We start from the raw sequence: 16001 nt of genomic DNA, 5'->3' as shown, positions 1-16001 counted from the left end.
ATTGCAAGCTGGTAGGCGGCGCAGGCCGTTTTTGCGTTTTTTTTCCGATGACATCATGCCCCCAATACAGCCCGGTTTGATTGCCGGCATCGGCACCGACCTGATCCGTATTGACCGGATCGAGCGCGCCTTGGCTCGTCATGGTGATCGCTTTGTAAAGCGCATCCTGGGCGAGCAAGAGCGCGAAGTCTACGCCCGCCGTCAGGCACGTGATCCGGTGCGTGGCCTGCGCTATCTGGCCACCCGTTTCGCGGCCAAGGAAGCCTTTTCCAAGGCGGTGGGGCTGGGCATGCGCATGCCGATGGCCTGGTCGCGCATGCAAACCCTGAATGCACCCGGAGGCCGTCCTGCGGTGCACCTGTCCGCAGATCTGCGCCGCTGGTTTGATGCCCGGTTCGGGGCCGTCCATATTTCCCTGACGGATGAATCCGATATGGCCATGGCCTTTGTGGTGCTGGAAGCCAAAGCGCCGGAAGTATCCCCTTTACCCTTAGCTGAGTCTGACACTAAATGAGTTTTTCCTCGCAAGCAGTATTGCCTCCGGGCCCGGTCATGGTGGACGTACAAGACATGGTTCTGACGGATCAGGAGCGCGAGCGCCTGCGTCATCCATTGGTCGGCGGCGTGATCCTGTTCAGTCGCAACTTTGAAAGCCGTGCCCAACTGACCGCTCTGTGCCAGTCCATTCACGAAGTACGCAATGAGCCTTTGTTGATTGCCGTGGACCACGAAGGTGGCCGCGTCCAGCGTTTCCGCGAAGACGGTTTTACGACTTTGCCCGCCATGAGCCAGCTTGGTCAACTCTGGACGCGTGATGCCGTCAAGGCGGCTGCCGTCGCTGCCGACACAGGCTATGTGCTGGCTGCCGAGCTGCGCGCCTGCGGTGTGGACATGAGCTTTACACCCGTGCTGGATCTGGACTGGGGGGTTAGCAAAGTGATTGGTGACCGTTCTTTCCACCGCAGCCCGCGCGCCGTGTCCATGTTGGCTGCCGGCTTGATTCGTGGCCTGAACAAAGCGGGCATGGCCGCTTGTGGCAAACATTTTCCAGGGCATGGCGGGGTAGAGGCGGATTCGCATCACGAGATCCCCGTCGATGACCGTAGCCTGGAAGAAATTCTGGATGAGGATGCGGCCCCTTACGGTTGGCTGGGCACTTTGCAATTACCCTCGGTGATGCCCGCTCATGTGATTTACTCCAAGGTTGACCCACTGCCAGCCGGTTTTTCACCCTATTGGATTCAACGCGTGCTGCGCAAAGCCCTTGCTTATGATGGTGTGATTTTCTCTGACGACCTAACCATGGAAGGCGCCACTGTTGTGGGCGATATCCTGGCACGTGCTCAGGCCGCCTTGGGGGCCGGTTGCGACATGGTGCTTGTATGCAATCGTCCTGATCTGGCCGACGACTTGCTCTCGCGCCTGGACTTCACGATGTCCGAGGAATCGCAAAACCGCATTCGTCGTCTGATGCCCACCACGCCAGCCTTGGATTGGGACGCTTTGCAAGCGGATGAACACTATCAATATGCCCGCGGACTTCAATCTAAAATCCTATCTGTCTGATTTGCCGAATCTGCCGGGCGTGTACCGGCATATCGACGAACAGGGCGAGGTACTGTATGTGGGCAAGGCGCGTGATCTCAAGCGCCGTGTCAGCTCGTACTTCCAGAAAACGCTGAGCAGTCCCCGTATTGCCCATATGGTGGCGCGCGTCGCGCGCATCGAGGTCACCGTGACCCGCAGCGAGGCTGAAGCCTTGCTGCTGGAAAACAACCTTATCAAGCGTCTGCGGCCGCGCTACAACATTCTTTTCCGGGACGACAAGTCCTACCCCTACTTGATGATCAGCGCCCACCAGGCGCCGCGTATTGCTTATTACCGGGGCAGTACCAGCGGGAAGGGGCATTTCTTCGGCCCTTATCCCAACTCCTGGGCGGTGCGTGAAACCATTCAGATCCTGCAACGGGTATTTCGTTTGCGCACCTGTGAGGACAGCGTCTACGCCAACCGTAGTCGCCCCTGTTTGCTGCACCAGATCGGGCGCTGTTCGGCACCCTGTGTCAACCTGATCTCGCCCGAGCAGTATCAGCTTGATGTACAGCGCGCCATCAGTTTTCTGGATGGTAATACGGCGGAAATTCTGGGCGAGCTGCAAGAGCGCATGATGCAGGCCTCTGACGCCCTGGACTTTGAGCAGGCGGCGGCCCTGCGTGATCAGATGAAAGCCTTGTCGGCCGTGCTGCAGCAGCAAAGCATGGAGCAGGTGGGCAAGGAAGATGTGGACATTATTGTGGTGCTGAACGCCGGTGGTAAGTTCTGTGTGAACCTGGCCATGGTGCGTGGTGGCCGTCACCTGGGCGACCGCGCTTTCTTTCCCACACAAATCAACGATGACACTCCCAGTGATGTGCTGGCGGCATTTATCGCCCAGCACTATCTGGAGCGTCGCATGCCGCCGGTTCTGGTGTGCTCACACGCCTTACCCGATGCAGACCTGATGCCTTTGCTGGCCGAGCAGACGGGGGTGAAGGCGCGTGTCGTGGTGCGCCCCCAAGGTGTGCGCAAGATCTGGCTGGAGCAGGCTACCAAGAATGCTGGCCTGGCATTGGCCCGGGTCTTAAGTGAATCGACCGCCCGTGCCGATCGCACCCGGGCACTGGCCGAAGCCTTGCAACTGGATCTGGATGAGGCACAGCTCGATGCCTTGCACATCGAGTGCTTTGACATCAGTCACACAGCAGGGGAGGCCACACAGGCCTCGTGTGTGGTTTATAAACACCATGAAATGCAGAATTCGCTTTATCGCCGCTACAACATTGCAGGCATCACGCCCGGTGACGATTACGCGGCCATGCGCCAGGTGCTGAACCGACGGTTCTCGCGGGTTGCAGAGGGTTTGGCGCCCTTGCCCGACATTGTTTTGATTGATGGAGGCAAGGGTCAGATCGAGATCGCCCGTCAGGTTTTTGTGGAACTGGGCCTGGATATTCATGTTCTGGTCGGTGTTGCCAAGGGTGAAAAGCGTAAAGTAGGTCTGGAAACCCTGGTATTTGCCGATGATCGCCCGCCTGTGGCTTTGGGGGTGGAGTCTGCGGCACTGATGCTGGTTGCTCAGGTACGTGACGAAGCGCACCGTTTTGCCATTACGGGCATGCGCGCTCAACGTGCCAAAACGCGTAATGTGTCACGCCTGGAAGATATTGACGGGATTGGCGCCAAACGGCGTCAGCGTCTGTTAGCCCGCTTTGGTGGTTTTAGCGGGGTTGCCGATGCCAGTATTGATGAGCTCAGTGCGGTTGATGGAATATCCGTTGAACTGGCCGAACGCATTTATCATGCTTTACGATAGGCGAGAGCCTTTGTTTTAAATTAGGTTGGTATCCAAGCTATGCCTTTTAATCTGCCCATAGCCCTGACGTGGCTTCGCATCGTCCTGATTCCGCTGATCGTTGCCTTGTTTTATCTGCCAGCCAGTTGGCTGAGCATGGAGACACGCGATCTGTGGGCGGCCTCCGTATTTATCGTGGCCGCCGCGACGGATTGGTTTGATGGTTGGCTAGCTCGTCGCTGGAACCAGACCTCCTCGTTCGGGGCCTTCCTGGATCCGGTTGCGGACAAACTCATGGTCAGCGCCGCGTTATTGGTTTTGCTCGATCTTGGCCGTGTGGATGCGTTTATCGCCCTGATCATCATTGGGCGTGAAATTACCATTTCGGCACTGAGGGAATGGATGGCCAAGATTGGCGCCAGTGGTAGTGTGGCTGTTCATCGCTTGGGTAAATTCAAAACCGCCGCGCAAATGGTTGCCATCCCTTGTCTGCTGTACTGGTCGCCCGTCATGGGCTTGCCGACACGGATCATTGGGCAAGCCCTGATTATTGTTGCTGCGGTCCTGACGGTCTGGTCCATGTGCTATTACTTGCAGAAGGCCTGGCCGGAGATCAAGAAAAAGCAACGTTAAGACCAATGACTAATTCATCAACAAGAACGCTGGACGGGGCGGGGCCTGACGGTTCACAGGACTGGCAGGTGATCGGTGTTATCGGTATTGCGCACGCCAGTTCGCATTTTTTCCAACTGATTTTGCCTACGCTTTACATCGCTTTGGGGCAGGAGTTCGGGTACGACTTCCTGAAGCTGGGTGGGCTGGTCACCACCTTTTATCTGGTCTCCTGCTTTGGACAGGCCTCCTCGGGCTTTCTGGTTGATCGTATCGGCGCTTTGCCGGTTCTGAAAGTGGGCTTGTCCTGTTTTGTAGTCGCTGCTTTGCTGATTGGCATGGCCAATGGCTACGGCATGCTGCTGGCGGCTGCATTGATTGGTGGGGTAGGTAATGCGGTGTTTCATCCCGTGGACTACTCCATTCTTAACCATCGTGTCAGCTCGGCTCGTCTGGGGCACGCGTTTAGCGCCCATGGCTTGACAGGAAATCTGGGCTGGGCTTTGACGCCTGTCTTTATTACGACGCTGACCATTTATTTCAACTGGCGTGTTGCCGTATTGTCGGCGGCGGCCTTGATTGCGGCTGTGTTGGTGTTGGTACTGATAAACCGGGATGCCTTGGCGGGGCGTACAGCCTCGGGTGCGGCGCCGGCTCGTCCACAAAGCAAGGAATCGGTCTGGACGACACTGTCTACCTTGCTGTCGCGTCCCTCCTTATGGGGCGCCTTCCTTTTCTTTGCCTTTGCCACAGCGGCGATGGCGGTCGTGCAAAACTACACTATTCCCATGCTGCATAACACGTACGGCATTGATAAGGTGGTGGCAGGCACGGCCTTGTCCGGTTTTATGCTGGCCTCGGCGGCGGGCATGTTTGTCGGTGGCTTCATTGCTTCCACCACACCGCGCTCTGAAGTGATTGTGTTTGTGTCTCTATGCGTATCCGGGGCTTTGCTGTTGGTGCTGGGCGCAGGTTGGATCATGCCTTCCCTGGCCTTGTTCGTGGTGGGGGCGGCTGGTTTCTGCTCGGGCATCGCTTCACCATCGCGCGACATGCTGATACGTCGTGTCACCCCCAAAGGTTCTACTGGCGCTGTCTATGGCCTGGTGTACTCCGGCATGGACGTCGGTTCTTCTCTGGCGCCCGTGGGCTTTGGCTTGCTCTTGGATGTGGGTTTGACTCAGGCTCCCTGGTACGGTGCGGCCATCGGGTATTGGACGGCGGCTGGCTTGGCTGTGTATGTGGCCTCGACAGTAAGTCGCGCGACTAAATCCTGATGCACTTTGCAATGATGACCGTCTGATGCGGTCATAAAAGAAAGCCCCAAAAACTTGATCGGTTTTTGGGGCTTTTTCTTGCCTTGCTTGGCCTTGTCGTGTCTTAGTGTGGAGCTTGGCACTGTGAAACCAGAAAAGCACATTGGCCTTTCTGGTTTGAGTGCATCTTTATAGTGTGATCACTGGCGCGCCAGTCGTGGCTCTTGCACGCTATCCGCATGGCTGCTGCGCCAGGGGTTGATATCCAGGCCTCCGCGGCGGGTGTAACGGGCGTGCACCAGCAAACGCTCGGGCTGGCAGCTTTGCTGAATATCGCTGTACAGACGCTCCACGCAATGTTCATGGAACTCGGTGTGACGGCGCAGCGAAACGATATAGCGCAATAAGGAAGCAGGATCAATCTGCGGGCCGGTGTAACGCACTTGCACGCTGCCCCAGTCGGGCTGGCCGGTGACAGGGCAATTGGACTTGAGCAAATCAGAGACCAGAGACTCGGTCACGATGGGGGCGTCTGGTAGGCATTGAAGCAAGCCACTTTGTGGCGTGTAGTCCTGAATACTGATATCCAGCTCATCAATGCAGTGGCCTTCCAACTGGGCAATAGGCTGACCATTCAAGGCGCTGAGCGGAATCAGCGTCACGTTGACGGCGGCACCGGCAACCGCGCTTAAGTCTTGCTCCATACGCTGCACAAGACTGGCTATGTCTTCCACAACCTCATCATTAAACGAGTTCAGGTAAAGCTTGAACGACTTGGACTCGATGATGCGTGGGCTGTTCCAGGGAATGACAAACCGCGCCAGAGCGACGACGGGCTTGCCTTTTGGGTTGAGCCAGGAAATTTCGTAGCCATTCCAGATATCGGCACCATGCCATTGTTCCGGAACGCGTAGTGTCTGCCGGTTCAGGGAGCGCTCAATGCCAAACAGGACGCTGGGATCGTACCGTGTGGGATAAACCACATCGTGCCCAAGAGGCGAGTCTTTAAGTGGGGAGGTGTTGCTCATTGGCGGGTATTGCAGAAATAGATAAGGAAACCGGTGCAGCGAGCAGGCGCTCACCGGGCGGTATAAAGGCGATTATCCCACATTGTGAAATCCCTGTCTCAGTATGCAAAAAACGGCTGTCGCGCCGCACAGTTTTTCATTTCACAAACAGGTAAGTAGTTTCATATCTCGAAATTAATTATTTATCTATATGATTTAAAACAAAAAAATAATTACTCTTATATAAGATAGAAAACATGGTTGCGATGCAGCATTTGGGTAGACTGTAGTCATCTTGTTCACTGTTAAATCCATCTTAGGAGTCCATCATGAATGCTCGAGAAACTGAGATCCGCAACTTGCAAAAACGCTGGGCAGAAGATCCACGCTGGCAAGGTATTAAGCGTGGTTACACCGCTGAGGAAGTCATTCGTTTGCGTGGTTCTCTGGTCGAGGAGCACACTCTGGCTCGCCGTGGCGCAGAACGTCTGTGGCAGTCCATCAATCAGGAACCCTTTGTCAATGCGCTGGGCGCCCTGACGGGTAACCAGGCCATGCAACAGGTCAAGGCCGGTTTGAAAGCGATTTACTTGTCGGGCTGGCAAGTGGCTGGCGATGCCAACAGCGCCGGCGAAATGTACCCTGACCAATCGCTGTACCCCGTTAACTCGGTGCCCTCCGTGGTGCGCCGCATCAACAACTCGCTGGCCCGCTGTGATCAGATCCAGTGGATGGAAGGGGTGAACCCAGGCGATGAAGGCTACGTGGATTACTTTGCTCCTATCGTGGCTGATGCGGAAGCCGGTTTCGGTGGCGTGCTCAATGCATTTGAACTGATGAAAGCCATGATTGTGGCTGGCGCTGCTGGCGTTCACTTCGAGGACCAGTTGGCTTCGGCCAAGAAGTGTGGTCACTTGGGTGGCAAGGTGCTGGTGCCAACTCGTGAGGCCATCTCCAAGCTGGTGGCTGCTCGTCTGGCCGCTGACGTTCTGGACGTTCCCACGATTCTGGTTGCCCGTACCGATGCAGACGCAGCCGACCTGATCACCAGCGATGTGGACGAGTACGATCGCCCCTTCATTCTGGATGAGCGTACGGTTGAAGGTTTCTACCGCACCCGTGCTGGTCTGGACCAAGCCATTGCCCGTGGTCTGGCCTACGCTCCTTACGCCGACCTGGTCTGGTGCGAAACCTCCACGCCGGATCTGGAATACGCTCGCCGCTTTGCCGAAGCTATTCACCGTCAGTTCCCTGGCAAGCTGCTGTCCTACAACTGCTCGCCATCGTTCAACTGGAAGAAGAACCTGGATGACGCCACCATTGCCAAGTTCCAGCGCGAACTGGGTGCCATGGGCTACAAGTTCCAGTTCATCACTCTGGCTGGCTTCCACGCACTGAATTACGGCATGTTTGAACTGGCTCACGGCTACGCCCGCAACCAGATGAGCGCCTTCGTTCAATTGCAGGAAAAGGAGTTCGCCGCTGCACCGCTGGGCTTTACCGCTGTGAAACACCAGCGCGAAGTGGGTACAGGCTACTTTGACGCTGTCACTCAGACAGTTGAAGCCGGTAAGTCCTCGACGACCGCGCTGGCCGGCTCTACAGAAGCCGAGCAGTTCGCGCCCTCCGAGGCATAAGCAGGACAGGGAAGGGTAGATAGCCCCTTTTCTGGTTGCAGGCAGCCCACCGTACGCTCCAGTCGGTGGGCTGCTTTTTGTTTGGGTGCCACTTTTTTGCTTAAAAGCTACATATTTCAAATATCAAATTTGAAGGCTTGATATTTATTGGAAGGGGTTTTGAACAGACTTTGAAAGTATCGAAAAGGAAGCAGAAAACAGGCCTGAAAAGGCTTGCGACGTGGCTGGCAAAGCCTGCGTATTGTTAAATTCAGGATTCAAGCTTTCATGAATTGATTTGCATTCGCGCTGCAGCATCATTTCGTGATAAAAATCCTTGAAAATCAAGCCGTTTGCATAGAGAAAAGGCGTGCTAGACTTTGGCCGCGCAAGGCGTAATTAGCCAATGCAAAATCGTTGTTCCACCTTGCGCTTGGGAATAAAAAAAAGGCTGCTAATAAGCAGCCTTGAAAGCATTGAACAGTTAGCGCCGTGTTGGGGGGGGAACGGCCTGAACAAGATGCATATGGACAACGATATAGGATCCAAACAAAGTCGTATTGATTTAAATCAAGAATGAAGAAATATCAGTGGCTTATAGTCCTTTCATGCGCGCATATTCGATTTTTTCCCTCCCAAAGCCTCTCACTGATGAGCAACGGTCACGCCGGCGGCACACATTAGCCCGTTTGGGTCTGTCCTGGCTGGCCGCCATGCAGGTGATGATGTTTGCTTTTCCCGGCTATATGCGCTCCTTCAGCACTCGCGCTGAAGATATTGAATCTCTCTCGCAAGTCATTGTGCTCATGAACTGGGCCGGTCTGTGCTTGACCATGCCCGTTGTTCTGTACTGTGCCTGGCCCATCTTGAAGGGGGCTGTCAAAAGCTTGTCCGAAGGTCGCGTAGGCATGGATGTGCCCGTGGCCTTGGGTATTGTTGGCGCCTTCCTACCTAGCGTCTATAACACCTGGACGCAGCAGGGCGAGGTGTATTACGACTCGGTCACGATGTTCGTGGCCTTTTTGTTGACGGCCCGTTATCTGGAGCTGTGCGCGCGCCAGTCGGTGACGCAGTCCGCCTCCCATGACCTGATTGAACGCTTTCGTCAGTCCGTCACAGGCCATGCCAATACCTTGGCTTTCTGGTTTGTCAGTATCCAGTTGGTGTTGGCCGCCGCCTTTGGCTTGGTTTGGTACTGGATGGACCCCTCGCATGTCGTTCCGGTGGTGGTCGCCATGCTGGTCATGAGCTGTCCCTGTGCTATGTCTATGTCGGTTCCTTCAGCTGTTGCCTCGGCGCATGCTGGCTTGCTGGCTCGACCCGCCAAAAGCGAGTTTGAAGTTGTACAGCTGACCCAGCAAACGGGCCGCATCGCCCGTCAAAACCTGTACGGTTCCATAGTCTGGCATCTGCTGATGACACCCCTGGCCGCCTTGGGTATTGTGGCCCCTTGGCTGGCTGCCGTCACTATGCTGGTGTCCTCTTTGGCTGTTGCGGCCAACTCTTGGCGTATCTATCGCAGCCGCAGCCGCGAGGTACCGGCCCAGTGGACCGCTCCAGCAGCAAGGCAGGGCTGAGATGTTTGGCTCGTTGCTGGTCCTGATCCCCATCTCCATTTTTCTAGTCATTGTTATCGGCGTGTCTTTCTGGTGGGCAATTTTTGCCGGCCAGTTTGAGGATACGGGCAACGCAGCTGATTCCATCTTGCTGGACGACGACTCCACTGCGGGTCTGTCGGGCGCAGAGCGTCCACCTGATACCTGATTCTTACTGTTTTGTTTTTTTAGCCCTGCAAATGGTCGGCGACACACAGTCTGCAGGGCGGAAACACGCGTGAACGCGTGCTTTCCGATGTTTTTTGATAAGCATCAAGTAGCAGTTTATCGACTTGCGGGATGATGTAGCTTGTTGTCGCTTGTATTAACAATGTTTGTTTAGGGGAAGCAAATGGGCACTTCCGATGCAGTCGGAAATAACGCCGAAGTCTTCAATTACGGGATTGTGAGGCAGTTCACCATCATGACCGTATTTTGGGGCGTCATCGGCATGGCAATAGGCCTTTTTATTGCCTTGCAGTTGATTTGGCCAGAACTCAATTTCGACACACCGTGGCTTAGTTTTGGACGTTTACGTCCACTGCATACGAACGCTGTGATTTTTGCCTTTGGTGGAACTGGCTTGTTTGCCACTTCCTACTATGTGGTACAGCGTACCTGTCAGGCCCGTTTGTTCTGCGATAAGCTGGCTGCCTTTACCTTTTGGGGTTGGCAGGCCGTGCTGGTGGCAGCGGTCATTACCTTGCCTATGGGTTACACCAGCTCCAAAGAGTATGCTGAGCTGGAATGGCCCATCGACATCCTGATTACGCTGGTCTGGGTGGCCTACGCTATTGTGTTCTTTGGCACGATCGTCAAGCGCCGCGTGCGTCATATTTATGTGGCCAACTGGTTTTTTGGCTCTTACATTGTCACGATCGCTGTCCTGCATATTTTCAATAACCTGGAATTGCCTGTCAGCTTCATGAAGTCCTACTCGGCTTACGCCGGTGTGCAGGACGCCATGGTTCAGTGGTGGTATGGTCATAACGCCGTGGGCTTTTTCCTGACCACGTCTTTCCTGGGCATGATGTACTACTTCATCCCCAAACAGGCCAACCGTCCTATCTATTCCTACCGCTTGTCCATTGTCCACTTCTGGGCCCTGGGCTTTACATACATGTGGGCCGGTCCTCACCACCTGCTGTACACCTCCTTGCCAGACTGGACGCAATCGCTGGGCATGGCGTTTTCCTTGATTCTGCTGGCTCCTTCTTGGGGCGGTATGATCAACGGCATCATGACCTTGTCGGGTGCTTGGCATAAGCTGCGTACTGATGCGATTCTGAAGTTCATGGTTGTGGCCCTGTCCTTCTACGGCATGTCCACCTTTGAAGGTTCCATGATGGCTATCCGTACGGTCAACGCGCTGTCGCACTACACCGACTGGACAGTGGGCCACGTGCACTCTGGTGCGCTGGGCTGGGTTGCCATGATTACCTTCGGTTCCTTGTATTACCTGATCCCACGTTTGTACGGCCGCACGGAAATGGCTCGTCCTCGTCTGATCGACCTGCACTTCTGGCTGGCGACTCTGGGCGTCGTGCTGTATATCGCCGCGATGTGGATTGCCGGTGTCATGCAAGGCCTGATGTGGCGTGCTACCAGTGTGGATGGCACCTTGACGTACAGCTTTGTGGAAGTCGTGAAGGCGACTTATCCCTTCTACGCAATCCGTGCTTTGGGCGGCGCCTTCTTTGTGGCCGGTATCTTGCTCATGTCCTGGAACGTGTTCCTGACCATTCGTGCAGGTCAAAAAGATATCAACCCTGTTGTGCCTCTGAAAAACCCGGATGCCCGCGACCCAGCACTGGTGGGCCAAACCACCTTGCTGGCCTAAGGAGTAAATCATGGCTAATGACACTAATAAACGCTTTTCTCATGCCACGATCGAGAGAAATACCGGGCTGCTGATTATTCTGAGTATTTTGGTGATTTCCTTCGCGGGCCTGGTACAAATCGTTCCTTTGTTTTTTCAGCACTCGACCACACAGCCCACTGAAGGGGTCGAGCCTTACGAGCCCTTGCGCCTGATGGGGCGTGACATCTACATCCGCGAGGGTTGTGTAGGCTGTCACTCCCAGCAGATCCGTATGTTGCAGTCTGAAGTACAACGCTATGGTCCTTATTCGCTGGCTGGTGAGTCGGTGTACGACTACCCCTTCCTGTGGGGTTCCAAGCGTACCGGCCCGGATTTGGCTCGTGTGGGTCAGCGTTACAACGACGAGTGGCACCGCATTCACCTGCGCAATCCACGCAATGTAGTGAAAGAGTCCAATATGCCTGCCTACCCTTGGCTGCAGAAAAACTCGGTGGAAGGCGCAAATATCCAGGACCGTATGAATGTGCTGCGTAAGTTGGGTGTGCCTTACACACAGGAACAAATTGATGCCGCACCCGAACAATTGATAGGCAAGACCGAGGAAGACGCGGTCGTCGCTTATCTGCAGGGCTTGGGTGTGGCCAGTCGCGACGCAGCTGCCAAGGCTGTGGAGCAGGGGAGCTTCTAAATGGTAGCCATCATCAACGGTGTTATGACTGCTTTGGCGATGGCGACCTTCCTTGGCATTTGCTGGTGGGCGTTCTCTCGGGGACGCCGCCAGGCCAACGAAGAAGCAGCGCTTCTGCCTTTCGCCTTGCCCGACGAGGGAAGCAACGATAAAAACCCTGGGGGTTCCGAATGAGTGACTTTTTTAATAGTGGCTGGAGCCTTTGGATCTCCGGCATCGCCTTGCTTGGCATCATATTTTGTTTGTGGCTGCTCTTTACCCAGCGCGCATTTCTGGGCAAAACAGTGGACGTGGAAGATACTGGCCACGTCTGGGACGGTGACCTGACCGAACTGAATACACCTGTGCCTCGCTGGTGGACGGTGATGTACATCGGCCTGTGTGTGTTTGCATTGGGTTATCTGGTGCTGTATCCCGGTTTGGGTAGCTTCAAGGGGACTTTGGGCTTTACCGCTGGTCAGCAGGTCAAGCAGCAACAGGCCGAAATTAATGAGCGTCTGGAGCCTGTGTACGCTCGTTACCGCGAAATGCCCATTGAAGAGATTGCTCATGATCCGCAAGCGCGTGAAATTGGCCAGCGTTTGTTCCTGAACAATTGCGCCCAGTGTCACGGTTCGGATGCCCAAGGCTCCCCAAGCTTCCCTAACCTGGCCAACAAAGCCTGGTTGTGGGGTGGCGAGCCCGATGCGATTCTGTACACCATTACCGAAGGCCGTACCGGCATTATGCCGCCACAGTCCCAGTTCAGCCCGGCTGAAGCATCGGACGTCGCTCAGTATGTGCGTTCTTTGTCTGGTCTGGCGGCAGATCCTTTGCGTCTGGTTGCGGGCAAACGTGTGTACGACAGCGCATGTTTTGCCTGCCACGGCGCGGATGCCAAAGGTAATACGCTGATGGGAGCGCCTGACCTGACGGACGATTATTGGTTGTATGGCAGTTCCGAGGCCACTATCGTTCAGACGGTGCTGCAGGGCCGCACGAACCAGATGCCGGCACAAAAAGGAGCATTGACGCCAGAGCAGATCCGGTTGCTGGCGGGCTGGGTTTGGGGCTTGTCCAATCCCGCGCCGACCCAGGCTAACTAATGTCTTTTAAATTGATCTGACGTCTTCAGGACATGCAATGAGTAGTGATTCTTCCCAACCCAGCGCTGATAATGCGCAGGGAACTGTGCCCAAGTGGCAACCTCCACGTAACACCAAGGGAGCGGGTGGAACCTCTCCGCAAGTCGAGAAGGCGCTGGTCGATGTTCGTAGCAAAATCTATCCACGATCCGTCAAGGGCGTGTTCGCCCGTTGGCGGATCTGGATGGTGTATTTCACGCAGATCATTTTCTATGGTCTGCCCTGGTTGGAATGGCATGGCCGTCAGGCCGTGCTGTTTGACCTGCTGGAACGCAAGTTCTATATCTTTGGCATGATTTTGTGGCCCCAGGACGTTATTTACCTGACGGTGCTGCTTCTGATATCTGCTTTCTCTTTATTCCTTTTCACCGCTATGGCGGGCCGCTTGTTTTGTGGCTACGCCTGTCCGCAGACGGTCTACACAGAGATTTTCATGTGGGTCGAGCGCAAGGTGGAAGGGGATCGTCTGGCGCGTATCCGTCTGGATGAACAGGCCTGGAACGCTCGTAAATTACGGCTCAAAGCCACCAAACACTTTCTGTGGGTCGTGATTGCTTTGTGGACCGGCTTTACCTTTATTGGCTACTTCGCTCCTATCCGCGAACTGGGCGGCGAGCTGATCGCTCTGTCCCTGGGCCCTTGGCAGTGGTTTTGGCTCTTGTTCTACGCCTTTGCCACCTGGGGTAATGCCGGTTTCATGCGCGAGGCCGTCTGTAAGTACATGTGCCCCTACGCACGTTTCCAAAGTGCCATGGTGGACAGCGATACCTTTGTGGTGACCTACGACTTCGTGCGGGGTGAAACCCGTGGTGGCCGATCTCGCAAGATTGACCACAAAGAAGCCGGCATGGGCGACTGTGTGGACTGCAGCCTCTGCGTTCAGGTCTGTCCGACCGGTATCGATATTCGTGATGGCTTGCAGTACATGTGTATCGGCTGTGGTGCCTGTGTGGACGTCTGTGACCAGGTCATGGATAAGATGGGCTACGAAAAAGGCCTGATCCGCTACACCTCAGAGCGTGCCATCAAGGAACGCATGACGCAGTCTCAGGTGCGACGTCGCATGCTGCGACCGCGCGTGTTGTCTTACATCCTGATCCTGGCCGTCATTTGTGGTGCTTTCGTCTACACCTTGGCGACCCGTACGCCCATGCGCGTGGACGTGATTCGTGATCGTGGCGCGCTGGGGCGCGAAGTGCCCGGCGGCATGATTGAAAACGTGTTCCGTCTACAAGTGATCAATACCTCGGAAGAGGCTATGGAGCTGCAGTTGTCCGTCACAGGTCTGGAAGGCGCGCGCATTCATTTGACCGAGAACGGCCAGGATCACATTCATGTGGCGCCTGCAGGCAATAGACTGTTGCCGGTCGTGGTGCAAGTCCCAATTAGTAGTGCCAAGCCGGGCCTGTATGATATTTCTATTCAGGCGGTAGGCGAGCACGACGGGGGCCGCAAGACCTACGTGAACGAACGCAGTAGTTTTTACATTCCTCAGTAATTTTATAAAGAGCAAAACATGGACGAATCAAAGGACAGTGGACCCTGGTGGCGCGAGCCGTGGCCATGGTTGTTGATGGCAGGGCCAGCTCTGGCTATTGTGGGCTGCGTCATTACGATTGTCTTGGCCTTTCAGAATTTCAGTAATCAAGGGATTACGGACGGGGGGGTCAAGCAGGGTCTGGTTGTCAGCAAGGTAGAGCCTGCCCCTGAGCAGCGCTAAACGTAATCGATTCACCGTTACGCTAGGGTTGAGAGAAGTATGTTTCCGTTCAAGAAGGGGGTACGAATGACCATCCGATCGTTGATGTGGATACTGTGGCCTTCATTCCTGGTCGCCGGGGTGCTCAGTGCAATTGTGTTTGCTTTGGTAGACCCGTTGGACATCGTTGTGCTTGGACATATGCAAGTAGATCGACTGACCTTTTATACGGTGGCGTTTTTTCTGTTTTGGTTGGCCGTTGCAGTAGCGTGCGCGCTTAGCTTGTATATGTCGGCCGGTTCGCCAGCGGTATTGGCTGAACCGGCAGATAGTCTGGACTGATTCTGACAAGCACCAAACGATAAAAAAGCACATGCAAATTGCATGTGCTTTTTTTGTGTGGGCTTGGGTGCTGGGGAGCGGTATAGTGGGCTGTAAAGACGTTCAGCAGCCTGTTTGAGGCCTAGGCAGCAGCCATGAGGCTCAATCGCACTCCGTGCCTGCCAGAGAGCGCAGGGCGGCCAGATCCAGCAAGTGGACTTCGCGCTGAGAGATTTTCAGCAGACCTTCGCGTGCAAAGCGTGAGAACAGGCGGCTGACGGTTTCCAGCGTCAGGCCCAGGAAGTTGCCGATTTCTTCGCGGCTCATGCGCAGAATGAACTCGTAAGGGGAGTAGCCCAGCAGTGATAGACGCTGGGACAGGTTCAGCAAGAAGGCAGCCAGGCGCTGTTCGGAGCGCAGTCCAGCCAAGGTCATCATCAACTGATGGGCGCGGTTGATTTCCTTGCTCATCAGGCGACGGAACTGTTGTTGCAATATAGGCAACTGGGCCGACAGGCGGTCCAGATCATCAAGGCGAATCACACAGACTTCGCTGTCTTCCAAGGCGATGGCATGGGAAACATGCCGATTTTCAACCAGGCTGTCCATGCCCAGGATTTCTCCTGGTAATAAAAAACCCGTAATCTGAATGTGGCCAGTGGAATCTTCCAGCTGCATCTTGATCGAACCAGAGCGCAGACCATAGATTCCTTCGACTGAGTCGGCCAGTCGAAACAGCACGCCGCCCTTAGGGATGCGGATGCGCTCCTTGACTAATTCGTCCAACCGCTCCATTTCGTGCTTAGGCATCCCAAGAGGTAGACACACCTCATTGAGCATACAGCTGGAGCAGCGTATGGAGTCAGCGGTAACCGAGATACGTTTTTGCATAAGGAATAATGTCAGATGGCGAAACGCTAAATCTTTGAG

At 55.1% G+C, this 16001-nt stretch carries 17 protein-coding genes; 15 read left to right on the top strand and 2 right to left on the bottom strand.

The annotated features are described in order from the left end of the window. Positions 1 to 55 precede the first annotated feature (55 nt). Genes acpS through CA948_RS07055 form a run of 5 tightly spaced genes read left to right on the top strand, consistent with a single transcriptional unit; the run spans position 56 to position 5220 of the window. Positions 56 to 514: a holo-ACP synthase gene (gene acpS / locus CA948_RS07075; protein WP_094198380.1), complete on the top strand. Its 459-nt coding sequence runs from the start codon at positions 56 to 58 to the stop codon at positions 512 to 514. After that, positions 511 to 1566, top strand: coding sequence for a beta-N-acetylhexosaminidase (gene nagZ / locus CA948_RS07070; RefSeq protein WP_108727668.1), 1056 nt, complete (start codon positions 511 to 513; stop codon positions 1564 to 1566). Before acpS ends, nagZ begins: the two co-directional genes overlap by 4 nt. Continuing rightward, positions 1529 to 3352 carry an excinuclease ABC subunit UvrC gene (uvrC, locus tag CA948_RS07065; protein ID WP_108727667.1) on the top strand — a complete coding sequence of 608 codons (1824 nt, stop codon included), beginning with the start codon at positions 1529 to 1531 and terminating at the stop codon, positions 3350 to 3352. Before nagZ ends, uvrC begins: the two co-directional genes overlap by 38 nt. Before the next feature lie 39 nt (positions 3353 to 3391). Then, positions 3392 to 3964: a CDP-diacylglycerol--glycerol-3-phosphate 3-phosphatidyltransferase gene (gene pgsA / locus CA948_RS07060; RefSeq protein ID WP_094197097.1), complete on the top strand. Its 573-nt coding sequence runs from the start codon at positions 3392 to 3394 to the stop codon at positions 3962 to 3964. A gap of 5 nt (positions 3965 to 3969) precedes the next feature. Continuing rightward, a complete protein-coding gene (locus CA948_RS07055) occupies positions 3970 to 5220 on the top strand; it encodes an MFS transporter (protein ID WP_162496893.1) in 1251 nt (416 codons plus the stop codon). A gap of 179 nt (positions 5221 to 5399) precedes the next feature. Here CA948_RS07055 and queF read toward each other — a convergent pair whose 3' ends face one another. Further along, a complete protein-coding gene (gene queF, locus CA948_RS07050; protein ID WP_108727666.1) occupies positions 5400 to 6227 on the bottom strand; it encodes an NADPH-dependent 7-cyano-7-deazaguanine reductase QueF in 828 nt (275 codons plus the stop codon). Between the two features lie 308 nt (positions 6228 to 6535). Here queF and aceA point away from each other — a divergent pair, with 308 nt between their 5' ends. From aceA to CA948_RS06995, 10 genes are all read left to right on the top strand, one after another. After that, a complete protein-coding gene (gene aceA, locus CA948_RS07045; protein ID WP_009455950.1) occupies positions 6536 to 7843 on the top strand; it encodes an isocitrate lyase in 1308 nt (435 codons plus the stop codon). A gap of 587 nt (positions 7844 to 8430) precedes the next feature. Next, complete coding sequence (locus tag CA948_RS07035) at positions 8431 to 9399, top strand: hypothetical protein (RefSeq protein WP_162496892.1); 969 nt, start codon at positions 8431 to 8433, stop codon at positions 9397 to 9399. Between the two features lies 1 nt (position 9400). After that, positions 9401 to 9586, top strand: a complete 186-nt coding sequence (ccoS, locus tag CA948_RS07030) for a cbb3-type cytochrome oxidase assembly protein CcoS (protein WP_094197093.1) — start codon at positions 9401 to 9403, stop codon at positions 9584 to 9586. Positions 9587 to 9769: 183 nt separating this feature from the next. After that, positions 9770 to 11257, top strand: a complete 1488-nt coding sequence (gene ccoN, locus CA948_RS07025; RefSeq protein ID WP_094197092.1) for a cytochrome-c oxidase, cbb3-type subunit I — start codon at positions 9770 to 9772, stop codon at positions 11255 to 11257. A 10-nt stretch (positions 11258 to 11267) separates the two neighbouring features. Then, positions 11268 to 11927 carry a cytochrome-c oxidase, cbb3-type subunit II gene (gene ccoO, locus CA948_RS07020; protein ID WP_094197091.1) on the top strand — a complete coding sequence of 220 codons (660 nt, stop codon included), beginning with the start codon at positions 11268 to 11270 and terminating at the stop codon, positions 11925 to 11927. Then, a complete protein-coding gene (locus tag CA948_RS07015) occupies positions 11928 to 12101 on the top strand; it encodes a cbb3-type cytochrome oxidase subunit 3 (protein ID WP_094197090.1) in 174 nt (57 codons plus the stop codon). Beyond that, positions 12098 to 13012 (top strand): cytochrome-c oxidase, cbb3-type subunit III, encoded by a 915-nt coding sequence (gene ccoP, locus CA948_RS07010; RefSeq protein ID WP_094197089.1) that lies wholly within the window; start codon positions 12098 to 12100, stop codon positions 13010 to 13012. The genes CA948_RS07015 and ccoP overlap by 4 nt, the downstream gene beginning before the upstream one ends. A gap of 37 nt (positions 13013 to 13049) precedes the next feature. After that, a complete protein-coding gene (ccoG, locus tag CA948_RS07005) occupies positions 13050 to 14549 on the top strand; it encodes a cytochrome c oxidase accessory protein CcoG (protein ID WP_094197088.1) in 1500 nt (499 codons plus the stop codon). Between the two features lie 18 nt (positions 14550 to 14567). Further along, positions 14568 to 14771 carry a FixH family protein gene (locus tag CA948_RS07000; protein ID WP_094197087.1) on the top strand — a complete coding sequence of 68 codons (204 nt, stop codon included), beginning with the start codon at positions 14568 to 14570 and terminating at the stop codon, positions 14769 to 14771. Between the two features lie 66 nt (positions 14772 to 14837). Continuing rightward, positions 14838 to 15092 carry a hypothetical protein gene (locus CA948_RS06995; RefSeq protein ID WP_094198378.1) on the top strand — a complete coding sequence of 85 codons (255 nt, stop codon included), beginning with the start codon at positions 14838 to 14840 and terminating at the stop codon, positions 15090 to 15092. 141 nt (positions 15093 to 15233) lie between these two features. On the opposite strand, the gene CA948_RS06990 is transcribed toward CA948_RS06995, so the two are convergent. Further along, a complete protein-coding gene (locus CA948_RS06990) occupies positions 15234 to 15962 on the bottom strand; it encodes a helix-turn-helix domain-containing protein (protein WP_094197086.1) in 729 nt (242 codons plus the stop codon). Positions 15963 to 16001 lie beyond the last annotated feature (39 nt).

This window comes from Alcaligenes aquatilis (assembly GCF_003076515.1).
In the GTDB taxonomy this organism is placed as follows: domain Bacteria; phylum Pseudomonadota; class Gammaproteobacteria; order Burkholderiales; family Burkholderiaceae_B; genus Alcaligenes; species Alcaligenes aquatilis.
This window is presented reverse-complemented; position numbering and strand designations above follow the sequence as displayed.

Excerpts from the sequence above, each read along its gene's own strand:
- ccoS (WP_094197093.1), top strand. The coding sequence starts at position 9,401 with ATGTTTGGCTCGTTGCTGGTCCTGATCCCCATCTCCATTTTTCTAGTC.
- ccoN (WP_094197092.1), top strand. The coding sequence starts at position 9,770 with ATGGGCACTTCCGATGCAGTCGGAAATAACGCCGAAGTCTTCAATTAC.
- uvrC (WP_108727667.1), top strand. The coding sequence starts at position 1,529 with ATGCCCGCGGACTTCAATCTAAAATCCTATCTGTCTGATTTGCCGAAT.
- ccoO (WP_094197091.1), top strand. The coding sequence starts at position 11,268 with ATGGCTAATGACACTAATAAACGCTTTTCTCATGCCACGATCGAGAGA.
- CA948_RS07015 (WP_094197090.1), top strand. The coding sequence starts at position 11,928 with ATGGTAGCCATCATCAACGGTGTTATGACTGCTTTGGCGATGGCGACC.
- CA948_RS07055 (WP_162496893.1), top strand. The coding sequence starts at position 3,970 with ATGACTAATTCATCAACAAGAACGCTGGACGGGGCGGGGCCTGACGGT.
- nagZ (WP_108727668.1), top strand. The coding sequence starts at position 511 with ATGAGTTTTTCCTCGCAAGCAGTATTGCCTCCGGGCCCGGTCATGGTG.
- CA948_RS06990 (WP_094197086.1), bottom strand. The coding sequence starts at position 15,962 with ATGCAAAAACGTATCTCGGTTACCGCTGACTCCATACGCTGCTCCAGC.
- pgsA (WP_094197097.1), top strand. The coding sequence starts at position 3,392 with ATGCCTTTTAATCTGCCCATAGCCCTGACGTGGCTTCGCATCGTCCTG.
- ccoG (WP_094197088.1), top strand. The coding sequence starts at position 13,050 with ATGAGTAGTGATTCTTCCCAACCCAGCGCTGATAATGCGCAGGGAACT.
- CA948_RS06995 (WP_094198378.1), top strand. The coding sequence starts at position 14,838 with ATGACCATCCGATCGTTGATGTGGATACTGTGGCCTTCATTCCTGGTC.
- acpS (WP_094198380.1), top strand. The coding sequence starts at position 56 with ATGCCCCCAATACAGCCCGGTTTGATTGCCGGCATCGGCACCGACCTG.
- CA948_RS07000 (WP_094197087.1), top strand. The coding sequence starts at position 14,568 with ATGGACGAATCAAAGGACAGTGGACCCTGGTGGCGCGAGCCGTGGCCA.
- queF (WP_108727666.1), bottom strand. The coding sequence starts at position 6,227 with ATGAGCAACACCTCCCCACTTAAAGACTCGCCTCTTGGGCACGATGTG.
- aceA (WP_009455950.1), top strand. The coding sequence starts at position 6,536 with ATGAATGCTCGAGAAACTGAGATCCGCAACTTGCAAAAACGCTGGGCA.
- ccoP (WP_094197089.1), top strand. The coding sequence starts at position 12,098 with ATGAGTGACTTTTTTAATAGTGGCTGGAGCCTTTGGATCTCCGGCATC.
- CA948_RS07035 (WP_162496892.1), top strand. The coding sequence starts at position 8,431 with ATGCGCGCATATTCGATTTTTTCCCTCCCAAAGCCTCTCACTGATGAG.